Here is a 16,106-nt window from a genome sequence, read left to right as displayed (position 1 = left end):
TTTAATAATACGATAGTTATCTTATCATTATTAAAATGAATTTCAATACACGTAATTCGAAATAACCAATTATTTTCCCATTGGATAAATAATTGGCTTCTCAAAATATTTTAAGGTTTCCCAAATGAGCTGTTTAAATGACAGGACATGCTGCCCACAGAAAGATAGGCTTCGAAAAAACTGGGCGGACCGAAGAAAAATTTTCTATAAAAAAGCTATATTGTCTCTATTTTGATTTCGCTAACAATGGTATAATAAATAAAAAAATATGAATATGAGGTATGACGCATGAAGCCAATGAAATCAATGAAACTTATCCTGATCATTCTGTTCATCGCACTTCTCTTTACGCCAACAAGTATTGCACAGGCCGCATCCAACAAAAATAGCAGCGCCGCTACAAGTACAAGTCCTCAAGGGTATTCTACTTGGCTTTGGGATACGAACGAAATCACTTACAATTCGGATAACATCCTCACATTCTTGGTAAATAACCATGTCACCACCGTTTATTTGCAGGTCAATTACAATCTGGACTATTCCTATTACCAGGATTTCATCAGCAGAGCATCCGCCAACAACATTGCTGTTCATGCCTTGGACGGATCTCCGGATTGGGTTATGGAAAATGGTGGCGTGTATCAGGACGCCTTCTTCGCTTGGGTTGCGGATTATCAGGCCAACTCTGCCGTCGCGGCCCAGTTCAAGGGAATCCATCTTGATGTAGAGCCCTATCACTATAGCACCGGATACAACACTGATCCAAATGCCGTATTGAACCGCTATCAGGATTTCTTGTTGAATGCGAAAAATGCCGCCAGCAACTTGTCCTTGAATTTGGGTATCGATATTCCCTTCTGGTTTAACGAAGTCTCTTACAGCACAGGATACGGAACAGGAAATCTTGCCGCATGGATCTTCAATAACATCAAGACTGTGACCATCATGGCATACAGGGATACCGCCGCCGGAGCCAACGGCATCAATCAACTCGCTGCAGCGGAAATGACTTTGGCTAAGCAATACAATGCCAGTGCAACCATTGCTGTGGAAACGGAAAACGTTGGTGATCCGACTTATGTAACCTTCTTCGAAGAAGGCAGCACCTACATGTACAATGAATTAAACCTCGTCAGACAATACTTCAGTAAAAACCGCGCATTCAGCGGCATCGGCATCCATCATCTGGACAGCTGGATGAGCATGAATCCGTAAGCTGTCAGCCGATTTCGTCCAATCGTTACTAGGCTGAAGAAAACAAAAACAGAAGGAGAGCCAGCAGTCATTTCCATGATTGCTGGCTCTCCTTCTTCGTTCTGAAGCTATTTAATTATCAGCCCCGGTAGCGCATCGCCAAACCCTTCAGGAAGTTCCTCGCATAGCGATCCCCGCATTGTTTGTAATTCCGTTGCCCTTCTTTCCGCAAAACGGCACTCAACTCGCTTTTTGAGATCGTGACACCGGCCGATTCCAGAATTCCAAGCATGTCCTCGCTTGTAAGCGAGAGAGCGATCTTCACTTTTTTCAGTAGGATGTTATTGACGTTCCCCTCGTTCAGAACCATTGCCGGCTTTGTTTCCGCTTCGCCTGGCTTAGGTTCCGGTTTTCCTCGTTGGGAAGTGATGAGCCCGTTCAGGAAGGATTCCAGTTTGTGATTATCGCAGACAAGCCGATCCACATTGTCCGAGAACTCCTCGTCATCCTTTTCCGTTGCGCCGCTCTTCTTCGGGTTCAACAGCATTTTTTGGACTTCTTCCTTCGTCGTTTCGACCCCGCCGAGGCGGAAGACTTCGACCATATCCGCATCCTTGATGTCCAGCGCATAGCGCAGACGGATTAATATATCATTATTATCCATAGCAACCTCCAAAACTTTCCTATTTGCTTATCCTTTTCCAGTATAACCGTTTCATGCCTGGATTGCATGCTTTATCGGAGATTCCGCGGACAAGGAACATCAGCCCTTGTGCGCACCCTCTTTGCTTGTGCCTTATGGCTGTTCCTCGTTGCATAAGAGACCGGTTCTGATCTATTTTCCGCTCCTTTTATTGATTTTTTTCTATTCCCTCTTCACTTGTCCGAAATTTGTGCTATAATAAAATATACGCACATGACGTGTTACATTTCCCCGGTTCCTTAGCTCAGCGGGAGAGCACTACCTTGACATGGTAGGGGTCGCTGGTTCAATCCCAGTAGGGACCATCATAACTTACAAAGAGGCACAATCGAAGGTTCACTTCGATTGTGCCTCTTTTTTTGCATGCTTTTCTTGATAGGGTGCCTCAGGAACTTCCCTGTCCGTTTCTGATCAATTTCTTTTCAAGCAATCATCGATTTCATTCATAATTTGATATGTTTCTATTCAGAAATCTCAAATGTCGCCTCGAAGCGATTGCCGTATAAAGACAGCATTTTGCTTCCTTCATCTATTTTCCCTAGTGCTACTAATCCATGGGCAAACCTTGCATCCCCATAGAATAAAGCTATATTTCCCCATGGTGCATAGTAGGCGATGTCCCCTTTCTTCGCATCGGTGCCGGCCGGCGAATCGCTCCTATCAAGCCTTGAAGGTAAATCGCTGATTTTCTCAGAGCCCGCGTAGTCCTCCAAAGTTAACGTGATGGGCATCATAGCCGCAAAATCTTTGGCGGCTTTTGTGTTGTTCAAGGTAATCGAATAGACGTCAGACTTTATTCTCATGTCTGCTTTCATATATGTTCATCCCTTTCTTCTTCGTTTTGTGGGGACTGGATACTGTCCGATGCATCCATGTCATCGGGCTCCCTCTTTTTTGTACAACGCAACCCCTTTGACGAATCTCTGGATGCCGTCATCCAGGAGCGCTTTGGGACAAGCATAATTCCAGCGGACAAAACGGGCTCCGTTTCCGCCGAAAATATCCCCTTCAGATAAGTACAGCCCGGTCTTCTCTCTGATGAACGCACATAATTTTTTTGTGTCGCTTGTGATTGCTGTACAATCGATCCAGGCTAAATAAGTCGCCTCTGCCTGCACGACACTGACTTCCGGCACAAACCGCTCCAATATTTCCGTCAATGCTTTTCTGTTTCGCTCCAAATAGCCGCGTAGTTCCTCCAGCCATTCTTCCCCCTCGTTAAAAGCCGCTTCAGCCGCTTGGATCGCAAAAGTATTCGGTTCTGCGACCTCGTCCGTGTTGATCCCCCTGTCCACAAGCTTTCTGATTTCCGGGTTCGGGATGACGATAGCCGCTGTTTGCAGCCCGGCGATATTGAACGCTTTTGTCGGCGCAAGGCAAGTGATCGTTTGGTCAGCTATTTCCTCGGAAATGGATGCAAATGGCGTATAGGTGTGGCCACTATGCGTCAAATCACAATGGATTTCGTCGCTTACTATCAGAACGTTATGCTTGATGCACAAATCGGCTATCCGCTCCAGCGCTTGCCGGTCCCACACTTTTCCGATCGGATTATGAGGATTGCAAAAAATGAACAGCGAGGTTGTACTGCGAGCCATTTTTTCTTCCAAGTCTTCGTAGTCGATGGCATAAGCGCCCTCTTCATAACGCAATTCACTTGCCAATACGTTCCTTTGGTTGTTTAAGATGGAGTTATAAAAAATGTTATATACAGGCGATAAGACGACAACATTGTCGCCTATCTCCGTCATTTTGCGCACAATTGAAGAAATGGCCGGAACGACACCCGTGCAATAGAGTATCCATTCCTTTTTCATCGTAAACTGGTGCCGCGTTTGCCACCACCGGATGATGCTCTCCTGAAAACTCTCAGGGACGGTATTGTAGCCGAAAGTGCCTTGTTTTAGCCGCTCCTCAATGGTCCTTACGATAGCAGGTGCCGTCTGAAAATCCATGTCCGCTACCCACATCGGCAATTCATCCGCTTTGACATCCCACTTGTAAGAGTTTGTGTTCCTTCTGTCGATGATCTGGTCAAAATCGAATGGCATATTCCGGTTCCTCCGCTAGATGAAATTTCGTTTTATCGGCAGCGATTTCGGGATCATCCAAAATCCATTCGCCTACACCTGCAGCCGTTATCGTGCCGCTGATCGGATTTTTGATGCTGTCTATGGTTGTGGTTGCTTGAACGTCGACCGTCGAGTATTCAAACGCCAAGTCCGTATTGATGATCGTGCAATTTTCCATCTTCAAATCTTCCATGTAACACATGCCTTGATTGCTCTCGATGATACAGTCGATGAAGGTGATATTTTTGGAATTCCAGCCCAGATATTCGCCGATGATCGTCGAATCCCTTACGACCACGTTCTCGCAGTTCCAGAAAGCATCCTTTGAGATCAATTTAGCATTTTTGACTTCTATATTCTTCGCACCATCAAAAGCATAATTGCCCGATAGGGAAAAATCTTCGATGCTGATGTTTTCACTGTTCATGGCAAAATAGTCGCCCGCTGCGTTTACCTGTTTCAGCGTTATATTTTTGCAGTTCCAGAAAGTTTCTTGCGCATTGGGTAATTCCACACGTTCCAAAGAAATATCGCTGGCTCTTCTGAATGTCTTCGGCGCTTGGATCATACTGTCCGTGATCGTTATATCATGGGTATACCAAATGCCGGAGCGCGCCGTGTCCACCAACGTGATGTTGTTTGCCGTAATGTTCCTCGAATACCACAACGGATATTTCCAACGAAAGATAGCGTTGTCGAGCAAGATGTCGCTGCTTTCCTTTAAGGGAGACTCCCCATCCGCAAAAACGGAATTGCTGATCTTTAGATCTCTCGCTTTGAATAAGGCACGTTCGCCCGTGAATAAACCTTGATTGATCTGTTTCATATTTGTTACCCCTTTCTTATGCATTCTCAGCATACAACTTAACGTTAAGGTTAAGTCAAGGGGGAAAAATAAGCCTGCCAATCAGCAAGCTTATTCTTCGCTACTATTCTTTTCTTGGTCCGATTTGAAGGCGAAGGCATATTTCTTCCCTTTTAGGCGATTTTCATAGAAATTGATTTTCCTTTCAAGCACATCAAGGTTCTGGATCAATGCCTGGATATTCTCTTGCAAAAGCTGATGCCTCTTCTCCAGCAGATCCATCCGCGCCTGCATCGTCGCATCCCCTTCCGCACGCCACGCGGTGTATTGTTTCAGTTCCGCCATCGACATGCCCGTGCCTTTCAGATGCAAAAGGAATGTTGTCCATCCGATGTCATCGTCTGTATAGACGCGCAAGTTATTTTCATCACGGTCCGGCTTCAGCAGACCTTCATTCTCATAGTAGCGAAGCGTAGACGTCGGGATGCCGATTATTTTCGAAAATTCTCCAATTGAATAGGGCATGAAATCCCACCTCCATTTTATACAGCTACTATAGCACAGGTTCTTTTAGATGAAGCACAAAAAATTTCAGACCTCTGCCTTGACTTAAAGTACACTTCAAGTCGTATGATGTAATCATAATAGAAAAGGAGGATGATTATATGGCAAAAGTAACAGCGGGCAGAGATGCCTTAGGGGATTTTGCACCCAAATTCGCCGAGCTAAATGATGATGTCTTGTTTGGAGAAGTGTGGTCACGGGAAAAAGAATTTTCTCCACGCGATCGTTCCATCGTCACCGTTACGGCATTGATCACAGGCGGAAACTTCGAGCAGCTCCCGTTCCATTTGAACAAGGCGAAGGAAAACGGCGTGACCAAGGAGGAAGTTGCCGAAATCATCACCCAGCTTGCCTTCTATGTCGGATGGCCAAAAGCATGGTCGGCCTTCAACATCGCCAAAGAAATATACAAAGATTAAATTACAGGAGGAAGAATTTATGTCCAAAAACGAAGAAGTAAAAAATGGCGTCATTTTCCCGGTTGGGGAAAAGAATACAGCTTACGCACAATACTTTGTCGGTCAAAGCTATCTGAAATCACTGGTGGCTGATCCCGAAGTGAACGTTGGGGTTGGTAACGTAACCTTCGAAACCGGCTGCCGCAACAACTGGCATATCCATCGTAACGGCTATCAAATCCTATTGGTCACAGGCGGAGAAGGTTGGTATCAGGAAGACGGCAAGCCTGCCCAACATTTGGAACCGGGCGATGTCATCGTTACGCATGATGGTGTAAAACATTGGCACGGTGCCGCCAAAGACAGTTGGTTTGAGCATGTCGCGATTACTGCCGGCACGCCCGAATGGCTGGAACCCGTTTCGGATGAGTTGTATGATAACCTTCAGCAATAGAGAAAACGACGATATGCCCGCTGTAATTTCCATTCTACAGCGAGCATTTTTATTTTTTTTTAGTTATTAAGAGAGCAGATCACCCTTCTATATTTACAGCGGAAAAATTATCAATATCCGTTGTCATGCAGGATTTTCTCGCAGAGGGAATGGCTCAGATAAGTAGAATCGGTAGAGACGGGATTTTCCTTCTGCGCGACTCCCTCGATAAAATCACGGATCAGCGGTTCGAAGCCGCGTTTGCGCAACGTCCCTTCCCAGTCGCCAAAACCGGCAAGCTGGGTCGCATCCTGTTTCTGGATGGTCATGTCGGCCAAATCCACGACCCGCACAATACCATCCGGGCTCTGGACCTCCATCACTTCCTGATTGGCGCCCGCTTCATAGTTCATCGAAACAAAACAGCTGGTCGTATTCGTTTCCAGCTGCATCCAGATCCGCTTCAGATTGCCGTCCTTTTCGATGATCTTCGATTGCACCGAGAGGATCTCTTCATCCAGTAAATACAGCGCGGCATCTGCGATGTGCAGGAACAAATCATAAACAGCATGACGGACTGGCTCAGCCAAGTTGATCCGGTCCTTCCGGATGAAGATCATATTTTTGTCGGGTATCCCCTTCAATTGACTGATCATCGGCGCAAAGCGGCGATTGAATCCCGTTGTCAGCATCAAATCCTTCGCGTCCGCCAGTTCGATCAGCTGTCTCACTTCGTTCAGGTCGTCGCTGATTGGTTTGTCTACATAGACCGAGATTCCCCGTTCCAACAAATTACGGATTACTTTCCCGTGGGCGGCCGTCGCCACATGCACAAAAGCAGCCTCGATGCCGCTGTCCATCCACTCATCAACATCTGTATACAGCTGTTCGAAACCGTATTTCTTTCCGACTATTTCCAGCCTTTCCCTGTTCCGGGAGCAGAGATGCCACTCCACAGCATCCCGCATTTCTGCCATGACAGGCAAATACGCTTTCTGCGCAATGTTCCCGATTCCGATGACGCCAACTTTCATATTCCATTTGCCCCCGTTCTTTATCTTTTACAGAGAATGCTTGCGGCTTCCATCAGGCACTTGCCAACACTTCTTCTATCGATTCGACGATCAATGTGTGATCATCGAGATGCTCCAACCCGGAAACGCAAATAGCACCTGTGACTTGACCATTCTCGATGATCGGGAATCCGCCTCCGCAGATGGCATATGCTTCATCGCTCTCCCACTCTTTATATTCCGGCACTTCATCCGAAGATAGAAAAACATACAGCGAACTGTGGCCGCTCTCCAACACCGTCTTTTCTTTTCGGTTCAGCCAAGGGCTCTCTTTTCTTCCGTCCATCAAATAATGCAGAATCAACAGATCATTGTGCACAATTCTTATGCCTACCGTCTTCACGTATCTTTTTTTCACTTTCTCAACGATACTTTGCGCAATTTCCAATCCTAGCGCATGTGTAAATTTTTCAAATTGCAGCTCTGTTTCTAGATTCAATACATTGGCTTTATCCATTATCACACTACCCTTCCATCCGTAACCAGAAAATCAACCGGTCAACGATCTTATTTTAGCGTTGCAAAAACTGTAGAACCTTGTTTATAAAAATGAGAGAACCTGCATTTGATCGCTGTTCGCCAGCGTGCAGGTCCTCCTTTTTTATACTCAAGTCAATGAAATCAGCCTAACGTTATCCCGGCTCCTGCCAGCGCTTCTTCGGCGATTTCCATCACGACTTGGCTTTGCTCCAGCATTTCCTTGGCTTTCGCAAAATCCTTTTCGGCAATCATCCGCGCAAATTCACAGAATTCCTCGTACATCCGGTGCGGATGGACCTTCTTGTCCACTGCTTGGCTCTCCTGCCCATTCATGTTCACCTCAAAGGAATTGCAGATATTGGCTGGCCCATTCAACACGACAGAACCTTTGTCGCCCTGGATGATCGAACGGATCGGCGCCGCCGAATCCTTCGCGCCGATGCAGACGACTTTGCAGATTGGGTACTCCAGCAACAGGATACCGGATGTATCAATCCCTCTCTCGACGTTTGCCAGATACTTAACCGAGTCAGGTTTCCCAAGGATGCCGACGACAAAATGGATATTGTAGATATTGATGTCCATCAAGGCTCCGCCGCCCGCTTTCGGACTGAAGGCAGGCAATACTTCACCGTTCTTGAAGGCGTCATACCTAGATGAGTACTGGGAGTAGTTGCACTCGATGATCTTCAGGTCCCCCAGCTGAGGGATCTGCTCTTTGATTGCCAGATAATTGGATAGGTAGCGCGTCGTGATCGCTTCGATCAAAATCAGCTTGTTGCTTGCGGCAATTTCCTTCAGTTCAATCAATTCAGCGGACTTGATCGTGAACGGTTTTTCGCAGATCACGTTTTTCCCGTTCAATAAGGCTTGTTTCGTGAAAGCATAATGGAGATGATTGGGCAGGCCGACATAGATAGTATCGTTGGCCGGATCTTTCAAAACCTCTTCGTAGTCCGTGAATACTTTTCCGATGCCGTATGTATTTTTCAGGTCTTCCATTTTCGGCCGCTCTGCTTCGATGCCGAATATGGCGACTAATTCCGTATCAGGCAAATCTTTCGCCATCGTCAGAAAATCCATGACGATTTGTCCCGATCCTAGTATTGCAAGCTTCATATAAATGACCCCTTTTTTCGATTCTTTGCATTTTTATTTATTTTTTATGCTTCAACAGCATCCATCTGCAGTTGCTGTACTTCTTCGTTTTCCAGTTCCTCTTTGACAGCCAGATTATCCGCTACTTTAAAGAACGGGAAGTAGATTGCTGCGGAAAGGGCGATCTGCACGATATTCAGCGCTGCCCCTCTCCAACCGGAAACCAAGAACCCTGAGATGACCGGCGGCGTGGTCCATGGGATATTCACCCCGTTTGTATACGGTACGAGCCCCGTACTCATGGCAACATAAGCAACGATACATAAGACGAGCGGCGTCAAAAGGAACGGCACGATCATGATCGGGTTCAAAACAATCGGCATCCCAAAAATGATCGACTCATTGATCGTAAAGATTTCCGGACCGATCGATAATTTGCCCAAAGCCTTGAATTGCTTCGATTTGGCTGCGAATAGGAGCAACAGGCAGAGACCGAATGTGGCACCCGAGCCGCCGACTTTGACGAAATTGCTGTAGAATTGATAGTTCACGATATGCGGGATAGCCTGTCCTGCAGCAACCGCTGTAGCATTTTCGGCAGTCAAGGTCAACCAGACCGGCTGCATCACGCTGCCGACAATATTCGCTCCATGCAGTCCGAATGACCAAAGAACGCCTTCAATAATGAGTACCACGATGGTCGCCGGCAAGGTGCTGCCGAGTGCCGTCAATGGCGTTTGCAGATTGTTGAAGATGAACGTCTGTACGTCGCCATAGCTGGTCTGCTCAAAGCCGATGCGTACTAAATTGAAGATAACGATGACCAGCGCAACCGGAATCAAGGATGAGAAGGACTTCGATACGTTTTGCGGAACCGAATCGGGCATTTTGATTTTCCAACCCATTTTTTCGGTAAAGCGTATGATTTCCACCGAAATGATTGCGATCAGGATGCCGACAAATAATCCGGCAGCGCCCAGGTTCCCCAACGGAATCCCGATTCCCAGTGTGTCATCCGCGAAAGGGTGCATTGGTGTGACGACGAAAAAGGATGCCAACGCCGCAAAGATGCCGGCCATTCTGTCCAACCCGTACGATTGCGCCAATTCATTACCGATTCCGACCACAACGTAAACGGTCATCATGGCCATGGAAATGTTGTTGGGGATCGTAAACATCCGTTGCCAATCGGATCCGAACGTATTCAACATGAATTCGGTATAAGCATTGATCGGCAAGTAGGCTAACAAGATAAAGAAGGAACCGATGATCAAGAGCGGCATCGCTGCCATGAAGCTGTTCTTCACAGCGGTCAAATAGCGGTTTTGTTCCAGTTTCACTGCTATCGGAGTCAATTTGTCTTCTAGAATCTGCAATAATTTATCCATTTTTCATACCTCCTGAAATTATTCCTGTATTGTATTGATGCCTTCTTCTAAAATTTCAATTTGGCGGATGGTCTCTTCATCTTTGACGATTTTTTCTTTCCCATTGACGATTGCCTCATAGACGCCGGCATAGATTCTTCCGTAGTCTCCCACTTCGGAAATGACTTTCTCTTCGTGGTAGCGGCCCGCATCATCCATATAAGTGAGGACACCGTAATGTTCCGGCAAATCAATCCCGAAATCGGCGTTTGTAGGCATATGGAATACTTTCAAGTGTTCTTCTTGGCGATCTTTGGTCTGTTTGACGAACGAGCCATTTTTCCCTGTGACAATAAAGCTTGGACGATCCTTTATACGGAAATAGCTGGATTTGATGGAAATTTTCTTCGAATCGTAGAAGAGGTCCAAATCGAAATAGTCATTCATACGCCCTTTGCCTAAAAGTTGTCTGACATCATACCTGATGCTGTTCGGATTGCCGAAATAAGACAAGGCTTGGTCGATGGTATGGCAGCCATGCCCGTAAAGATAGCTATTCACCTTCGAAAAACTCGTAATGGACTCCGGAATTTCCGGTCTGAAATAGTCATAGTGCATTTCGACTTCCAGGATATCCCCCAAAACACCGCTCTCGATAACTTTTTGAACCGTCAAAAAGTCTGAATCAAATCTGCGGTTTTGATAGCATTGGATAAAGAGATTCTTTTCTTTCGCCAAGGCGAACAGTTCTCTGGCTTCTGCGGAAGTGTTCGTGAACGGTTTCTCAACTAAAGCATTTTTCCCCTTTTCCAGGGCCATTTTGCCATACTCATAGTGGAAGGCCGATGGCGTGCACACCACAACCAATTGGATTTCATCATCGTTCCAAATGTCATCAATGTTCTCTGTGTAAAGAACACCAGGCACTTTTTCCCAAGCATTGTCTTGTACCGGAGAGAAAATCGTTTTGATGCAGATATTTTTATTTTTCAGTGAAAAGGGCATGTGATAACGGTGGGCACTTTTTCCACCGCCGATATAAGCGATTGTTAACATAAATTCATTCCTCCATTTCTCTTTCATGGCCTCATTATAGTGAAAGCATTCCAAATAGAAAACGCTTTTACGCCAGATAGGACCTCCTTTTCAGTACAAATCCACTTTGCATGTAAAGTACTGAACATTATGTTCAGACCCACTTGCCCATCCTGCCATCTCCTATGATGTTTCCTGCTTTCCCACCTGACAGTTGCCTTTTCCGAGGATATTGCTTATATTGAGGGAAACACCGTTCCGATGGGCAGGACGGATCAGTACTGGATGCGTTTTATAATGGAGGGAAAAAGATGACTTTGCTGAAAAAATTACAAGCGAAACAAAGTTTTACGGATACGGAAGAAAGGATTGCCGATTACATTTTAGCTAACTTGGATGATGTCCCCGATATGGTTATTCAACAACTTGCAGAAAATACGTTCACTTCCCATTCAGCGATCATCCGGCTCAGCCAGAAACTGGGTTTTTCAGGCTACCGGAGCTTCAAGGTGGCGCTGATCCATGAAATCCAAAGAAACAAACACACCCCCACAAATGTCGATCCCAACTTCCCTTTCCTGCCGATGGACAGTTCGATGACCATCGCCAAGAAAATGGCGGATCTGACGATCGAAACGATCAGAAAGACATTGGTGAAGCTGGACAAGGAAAAGCTGAACAAAGCGGTAGAGCTTTTCGAAAAAGCAGATCAGATTTATCTTTTCGGGACGGGAGATTCCCAAATCCGGGCCCGTAGCTATCAGAATAAATTCATCAAGATCAATAAACATTTGATCATTGCCGACGAATACGGAGAAGCTGCCTGGAATGCCCTGAGCATGGGCAAAACGGATTGCGCGATGTTCATCAGCTACGGGGGCAATTCAGCCGCCCACAAGAAAATCATGAAATATTTGAACGCAACGAAAATACCTTGCATCTTGCTGACGGGCAATCCGGAACCGATTTCGAGCCAATTATGCGATGTTGTGATTGAGGTGCCTTATGATGAGTTCGACTTCTTCAAAGTCGGCACCTTTTCTTCGCAAATATCTTTTGAATATATCCTGGACACGCTGTTTTCCATCATCTACGCCCGCGAGTATACAAAAAATCTCAACAGCCTCAAGCGAAAAGAAGAAATTTCAAAGAAATGGGAATTATTGTAATTCTCTGTCGCAGGAACTTTCCCATTCTCCAAGGAAAAGCCATATCCTGATGTGATGAAGCAGTCACTCGCGAATAAAAATGAAAAACACCGAATTCCCCAAGTAAGGGAAATCGGTGTTTTTGGCGTGCTCTTATCAAATCAGATTTTTGATGCCGTCGCAGATTCTTTTTGCGACGATCGGATTGTTCATCGTATAGATATGGATGCCATCCACATCATGCGCCAGCAGATCGACAATCTGATTGATTGCGTAAGCCATGCCTGCATCGAAAAGCGCTTCTTTATTGTTCTCGTATTTTTGCATTATTCTGGAAAATTTTTCCGGCAAAGATGCACCGCAAAGCGTCACCATCTTGTCGATCTGCGCTTTATTGATGACCGGCATGATGCCCGCCTCGACCGGCACATGCATGCCGGCGATTTGTATATGCTCTTGGAACGTATAGAATACGTTATTGTCGAAAAAAAGCTGGGAGATCAGATGTTGTACCCCGCTGTCCACTTTTCCCTTCAGGTAACTGATATCTTGAACCTTGTTCTTCGACTCCGTGTGGCATTCCGGATAACACGCGCCGCTGATAGAAAAATCCCCGTATTGTTTGATGAATTTCACCAAATCACTGGCATACCGGAAATCCTTTTTCGCTTCCACTGCCGGGTTTGTATCCCCGCGCAAGGCAAGGATGCTGTCGATATCGGCGTCCTTCAGTTCTTCCAGCATTTCGCACATTTCAAACTTTGAATAATTCAGACAGGTCAAATGCACGAGCGGATCGATACCGTATTGCTGCTTGATCCTTTTTGCCAACGCCACGGTCTGATTATTCGTATGGCTTCCGCCTGCACCAAAAGTGACGCTGATGAAATCAGGGTCCAGTTCGCTCAGGATCGCCAGCGTCTCATCGATGTTCTGGATCGCTTTATCCCGCTTCGGCGGATAGATTTCAAAGGAAAGCACCGGTTTTTTCTTTTGGAATTTGGATTCTATTTTCATCAGCTATCACCTCTTTTCAGACCGAAATTGCGTCCTTGATTATTTGTGCCGCCGCCACCAGATTGGCCAGACTTTCTTTCGTTTCTTTGATGCCTCTGGTTTTCAGTCCGCAGTCCGGATTGATCCATAAGTTTTCCTCGTCTATCTTCGTCAGCGCGTTCTTCAATACCGCCACCATCTCTTCGGCACTCGGCACGCGCGGCGAATGGATGTCGTAAACGCCCGGTCCGACCTCCGTTTCGAATTGGTTCGCCTTCAAGGCATCGATGATCGTCAGTTTGGAACGGGAGGCTTCGAATGAAATGACGTCCGCATCCATGTTGTCGATATCCTTTACGATCTCTTCGAATTCGCTGTAGCACATATGCGTGTGCACCTGCGTCTCCGGCCGCACCCCGCTGTGGCAGAGGCGGAATGCCGGAATGGCCCAATCAAGGTACTCGCTCGCCCACTCTTCCCTGCGGATCGGCAACTTCTCTTTCAGAGCCGCTTCATCGATCTGGATGATTTTGATGCCCGCTTCCTCCAAATCCAGCACCTCTTCGCGGATCGCCAGACCGATCTGGAAAGCCATCTCCCTCAGTGAAATATCCTCACGCGGAAACGACCAATTCAAGATCGTCACCGGACCCGTGAGCATTCCCTTGACCGGTTTGTCGGAAAGACTCTGCGCGTATTCCGAATAGAACACGGTGATCGGGTTTTCGCGTCGGATATCACCGAAGATGATCGGTGGCTTGACGCATCTTGTTCCATAGGACTGCACCCAGGCTTTTTCGGTAAATACGTAGCCCGCCAGGTTTTCGCCGAAGAATTCCACCATGTCGTTGCGCTCGGATTCACCGTGGACCAGCACGTCCAGCCCCAGTTCTTCCTGCAGATCGATGCACTCTTTTATGAAGCCTTTGATGTTTTCATCGTATTCGGCTCTGCTGATGTCGCCTTTTCGGTATTTGCTGCGGTTTTGCTTGACCTCTTTCGTTTGCGGGAAGGAGCCGATTGTCGTTGTCGGCAACAGGCCCAGTCGCAGTCTTTCTTTTTGGATCGCTCTCCGCTCTTTTCTTGGAACGTCCCTGACAAAATCACTTTTGGCCAAGCTTGCCACGGCCGCTTGCACTTGCTTGTCTTCGTATACCCTATCCGCTGAAAAGACTTGCTGATTCACAAGATAGTTTTCCTGCTCTTCATACCCGGAAGTGCCGATCAGTTCCGTCAGTTCCTTGATTTCCTGCAGTCGTTCCTTCGCGAAAGCGAAATATTGGGATACTTCCTCCGGCAGGCTGGTTTCATTTTCCAACGTGTAGGGAACATGCAGCAGCGAACAGGAAGTGCTGATGACGATGTCGTTGCTGTAATTTCCCAGCCCTTTAACCAACTCGATGACCTTCTTGTAGTCGCTCTTCCAGATGTTCTTTCCGTTCAGAACGCCGGCAAACAGCGTTTTATCAGCCGGAAAGCCATATGTTTCCAAAAGTTCCACGGTTTGCTTGCCTTCGAGAAAGTCAAGCCCGATGCCATCGAAGTCGAGGCCGATCACTTCTTCGTAGCTATCCCTGATATCCCCGAAGTATGTCTGCAGCAATACTTTTACGTTGCCTTTGTGCGCCAACACCTTTTCGTACAGGGAAGCAAACAATGCGACATCTTCTTCGGACAGATCGGTGACCAAGATTGGTTCGTCAAACTGCACCCACGCCACACCTTGTTCATTGAACCGATCGAGAATTGCGATGTAGGCATTTGCCACTTGGTCGGTAAAGTCGTCTATTGTTTTTGAGCCTTTGTATTTGGCCAGTTTTAGGAAGGTGAATCCGCCGATGATGACGGGCTTCGTCAGCACGTCGATTTCTTTGGCTTCTTCATACTCGGCAAAAGGCTTGTCGCCCGCCAATTTGATTTCGGTATCGTCGAACAGTTCAGGAACCAAATAATGGTAATTGGTGTTGAACCATTTCTTCATCGCCAACGCTTTGACGTCGCCTGCTTCGCCCTGGTAACCCCGCGCAGCCGCAAAATAGGTGTCCCGCTCGTTCAGCCCCAGCTGTTTGTAGCCGTTGGGCAGAGCATTCAACAAGACAGTCACATCCAACAAGTTGTCGTAATAAGAAAAATCATTCGAAGGGATATGGGTGATACCGGCCGATTGCTGCAGATTCCAGTGCTCTTTCCTTAAATCCTTTGCGACTTTCTCAAGCGCCTCTGTCGAAATTTCTTTTCTGAAATATTTTTCGGATGCGAATTTCAACTCGCGCCCTTTGCCTACTCTTGGAAAACCGATTAGTGAACTGTTCATTTTGATTCCTCCATTTCATTTTTTTGGTTCCTACTATTTCAAGTTCCTTCCCTACTCATCAGGGAACACTGCGAACATGATGTCTTACCATTGTCCCGATATTTGCTGATCAGCTTCTATCAGAAGGTTGCTCCAGTATGCCACGGAAACAGGATATAGGATAACACTTAATAAATATAATCAATTATAGGTTATCCCTATACTAAAGGAGGGAGGATTGCTGTAGGCTAGTCGGAGGTGAGCGGGGTGCGCTCCGCCTTGCTCCGGCGAAGCCTCCGTTCACAAAAAAAAATGCATGGATGTTTACGAAAACATCCATGTACAATTTTATCTTCAATCCGACAGAAGACTCCCGCCTCAAGGAATGATAGGGGCATAGCCCAATGAGTAGGCGGGAGATGAATGTCGGTAGGCGTCAGCCTATTT

General features: G+C 46.6%; 16 protein-coding genes and 1 tRNA gene. 5 read left to right on the top strand and 12 right to left on the bottom strand.

Going from position 1 to position 16,106, the window contains the following annotated elements:
* Positions 1–288 precede the first annotated feature (288 nt).
* Positions 289–1,215, top strand: coding sequence for a hypothetical protein (locus tag BM101_RS08915; RefSeq protein ID WP_087032467.1), 927 nt, complete (start codon positions 289–291; stop codon positions 1,213–1,215).
* A gap of 118 nt (positions 1,216–1,333) precedes the next feature.
* Here BM101_RS08915 and BM101_RS08910 read toward each other — a convergent pair whose 3' ends face one another.
* Complete coding sequence (locus BM101_RS08910) at positions 1,334–1,858, bottom strand: YehS family protein (RefSeq protein ID WP_087032465.1); 525 nt, start codon at positions 1,856–1,858, stop codon at positions 1,334–1,336.
* Positions 1,859–2,130: 272 nt separating this feature from the next.
* On the opposite strand from BM101_RS08910, the gene BM101_RS08905 reads away from it, so the two are divergent.
* Positions 2,131–2,202: transfer RNA gene (locus tag BM101_RS08905), tRNA-Val, on the top strand.
* Positions 2,203–2,358: 156 nt separating this feature from the next.
* Here BM101_RS08905 and BM101_RS08900 read toward each other — a convergent pair.
* From BM101_RS08900 to BM101_RS08885, 4 genes are all read right to left on the bottom strand, one after another.
* Positions 2,359–2,712 carry a cyclophilin-like fold protein gene (locus tag BM101_RS08900; RefSeq protein WP_087032463.1) on the bottom strand — a complete coding sequence of 118 codons (354 nt, stop codon included), beginning with the start codon at positions 2,710–2,712 and terminating at the stop codon, positions 2,359–2,361.
* Between the two features lie 60 nt (positions 2,713–2,772).
* Positions 2,773–3,948 (bottom strand): MalY/PatB family protein, encoded by a 1,176-nt coding sequence (locus BM101_RS08895; RefSeq protein WP_087032461.1) that lies wholly within the window; start codon positions 3,946–3,948, stop codon positions 2,773–2,775.
* Positions 3,932–4,795, bottom strand: coding sequence for a DUF3737 family protein (locus BM101_RS08890; protein WP_087032459.1), 864 nt, complete (start codon positions 4,793–4,795; stop codon positions 3,932–3,934). The genes BM101_RS08895 and BM101_RS08890 overlap by 17 nt, the downstream gene beginning before the upstream one ends.
* Before the next feature lie 90 nt (positions 4,796–4,885).
* Positions 4,886–5,299 (bottom strand): MerR family transcriptional regulator, encoded by a 414-nt coding sequence (locus tag BM101_RS08885; protein WP_087032457.1) that lies wholly within the window; start codon positions 5,297–5,299, stop codon positions 4,886–4,888.
* A 140-nt stretch (positions 5,300–5,439) separates the two neighbouring features.
* Here BM101_RS08885 and BM101_RS08880 point away from each other — a divergent pair, with 140 nt between their 5' ends.
* The gene (locus BM101_RS08880) at positions 5,440–5,757 is read left to right on the top strand and encodes a carboxymuconolactone decarboxylase family protein (RefSeq protein ID WP_087032455.1); all 318 of its coding nucleotides are present in this window, start codon (positions 5,440–5,442) and stop codon (positions 5,755–5,757) included.
* A gap of 19 nt (positions 5,758–5,776) precedes the next feature.
* Positions 5,777–6,190, top strand: a complete 414-nt coding sequence (locus BM101_RS08875) for a cupin domain-containing protein (RefSeq protein WP_087032453.1) — start codon at positions 5,777–5,779, stop codon at positions 6,188–6,190.
* A gap of 110 nt (positions 6,191–6,300) precedes the next feature.
* Here the strand turns inward: BM101_RS08875 and BM101_RS08870 are convergent, their stop codons facing one another.
* The 5 genes from BM101_RS08870 to BM101_RS08850 all read right to left on the bottom strand — a co-directional run bounded on the left by BM101_RS08870 (position 6,301) and on the right by BM101_RS08850 (position 11,243).
* Positions 6,301–7,203 carry a Gfo/Idh/MocA family protein gene (locus BM101_RS08870; RefSeq protein ID WP_087032451.1) on the bottom strand — a complete coding sequence of 301 codons (903 nt, stop codon included), beginning with the start codon at positions 7,201–7,203 and terminating at the stop codon, positions 6,301–6,303.
* Between the two features lie 52 nt (positions 7,204–7,255).
* Complete coding sequence (locus tag BM101_RS08865; protein ID WP_087032449.1) at positions 7,256–7,699, bottom strand: heme-binding protein; 444 nt, start codon at positions 7,697–7,699, stop codon at positions 7,256–7,258.
* Positions 7,700–7,863: 164 nt separating this feature from the next.
* Positions 7,864–8,841, bottom strand: coding sequence for a Gfo/Idh/MocA family protein (locus BM101_RS08860; protein WP_087032447.1), 978 nt, complete (start codon positions 8,839–8,841; stop codon positions 7,864–7,866).
* A 44-nt stretch (positions 8,842–8,885) separates the two neighbouring features.
* Entirely contained in the window at positions 8,886–10,208 is a 1,323-nt protein-coding gene (locus BM101_RS08855) for a PTS sugar transporter subunit IIC (RefSeq protein ID WP_087032445.1), read from the bottom strand.
* A gap of 18 nt (positions 10,209–10,226) precedes the next feature.
* Positions 10,227–11,243: a Gfo/Idh/MocA family oxidoreductase gene (locus BM101_RS08850; RefSeq protein WP_087032443.1), complete on the bottom strand. Its 1,017-nt coding sequence runs from the start codon at positions 11,241–11,243 to the stop codon at positions 10,227–10,229.
* A gap of 290 nt (positions 11,244–11,533) precedes the next feature.
* Between BM101_RS08850 and BM101_RS08845 the strand changes: the two genes are divergently transcribed.
* Entirely contained in the window at positions 11,534–12,391 is an 858-nt protein-coding gene (locus BM101_RS08845; RefSeq protein ID WP_087032441.1) for a MurR/RpiR family transcriptional regulator, read from the top strand.
* A 135-nt stretch (positions 12,392–12,526) separates the two neighbouring features.
* Here the strand turns inward: BM101_RS08845 and metF are convergent, their stop codons facing one another.
* Both metF and metE read right to left on the bottom strand, forming a co-directional pair.
* The gene (metF, locus tag BM101_RS08840; protein ID WP_087032440.1) at positions 12,527–13,387 is read right to left on the bottom strand and encodes a methylenetetrahydrofolate reductase [NAD(P)H]; all 861 of its coding nucleotides are present in this window, start codon (positions 13,385–13,387) and stop codon (positions 12,527–12,529) included.
* 16 nt (positions 13,388–13,403) lie between these two features.
* Positions 13,404–15,680 (bottom strand): 5-methyltetrahydropteroyltriglutamate--homocysteine S-methyltransferase, encoded by a 2,277-nt coding sequence (gene metE / locus BM101_RS08835; protein WP_087032438.1) that lies wholly within the window; start codon positions 15,678–15,680, stop codon positions 13,404–13,406.
* Positions 15,681–16,106 lie beyond the last annotated feature (426 nt).

This window comes from Trichococcus palustris, from assembly GCF_900114465.1.
Classification (GTDB): Bacteria; Bacillota; Bacilli; order Lactobacillales; family Aerococcaceae; genus Trichococcus; species Trichococcus palustris.
The sequence above is the reverse complement of the archived record's forward strand: the minus strand, read 5'-3'. Positions and strand labels throughout refer to the sequence as shown.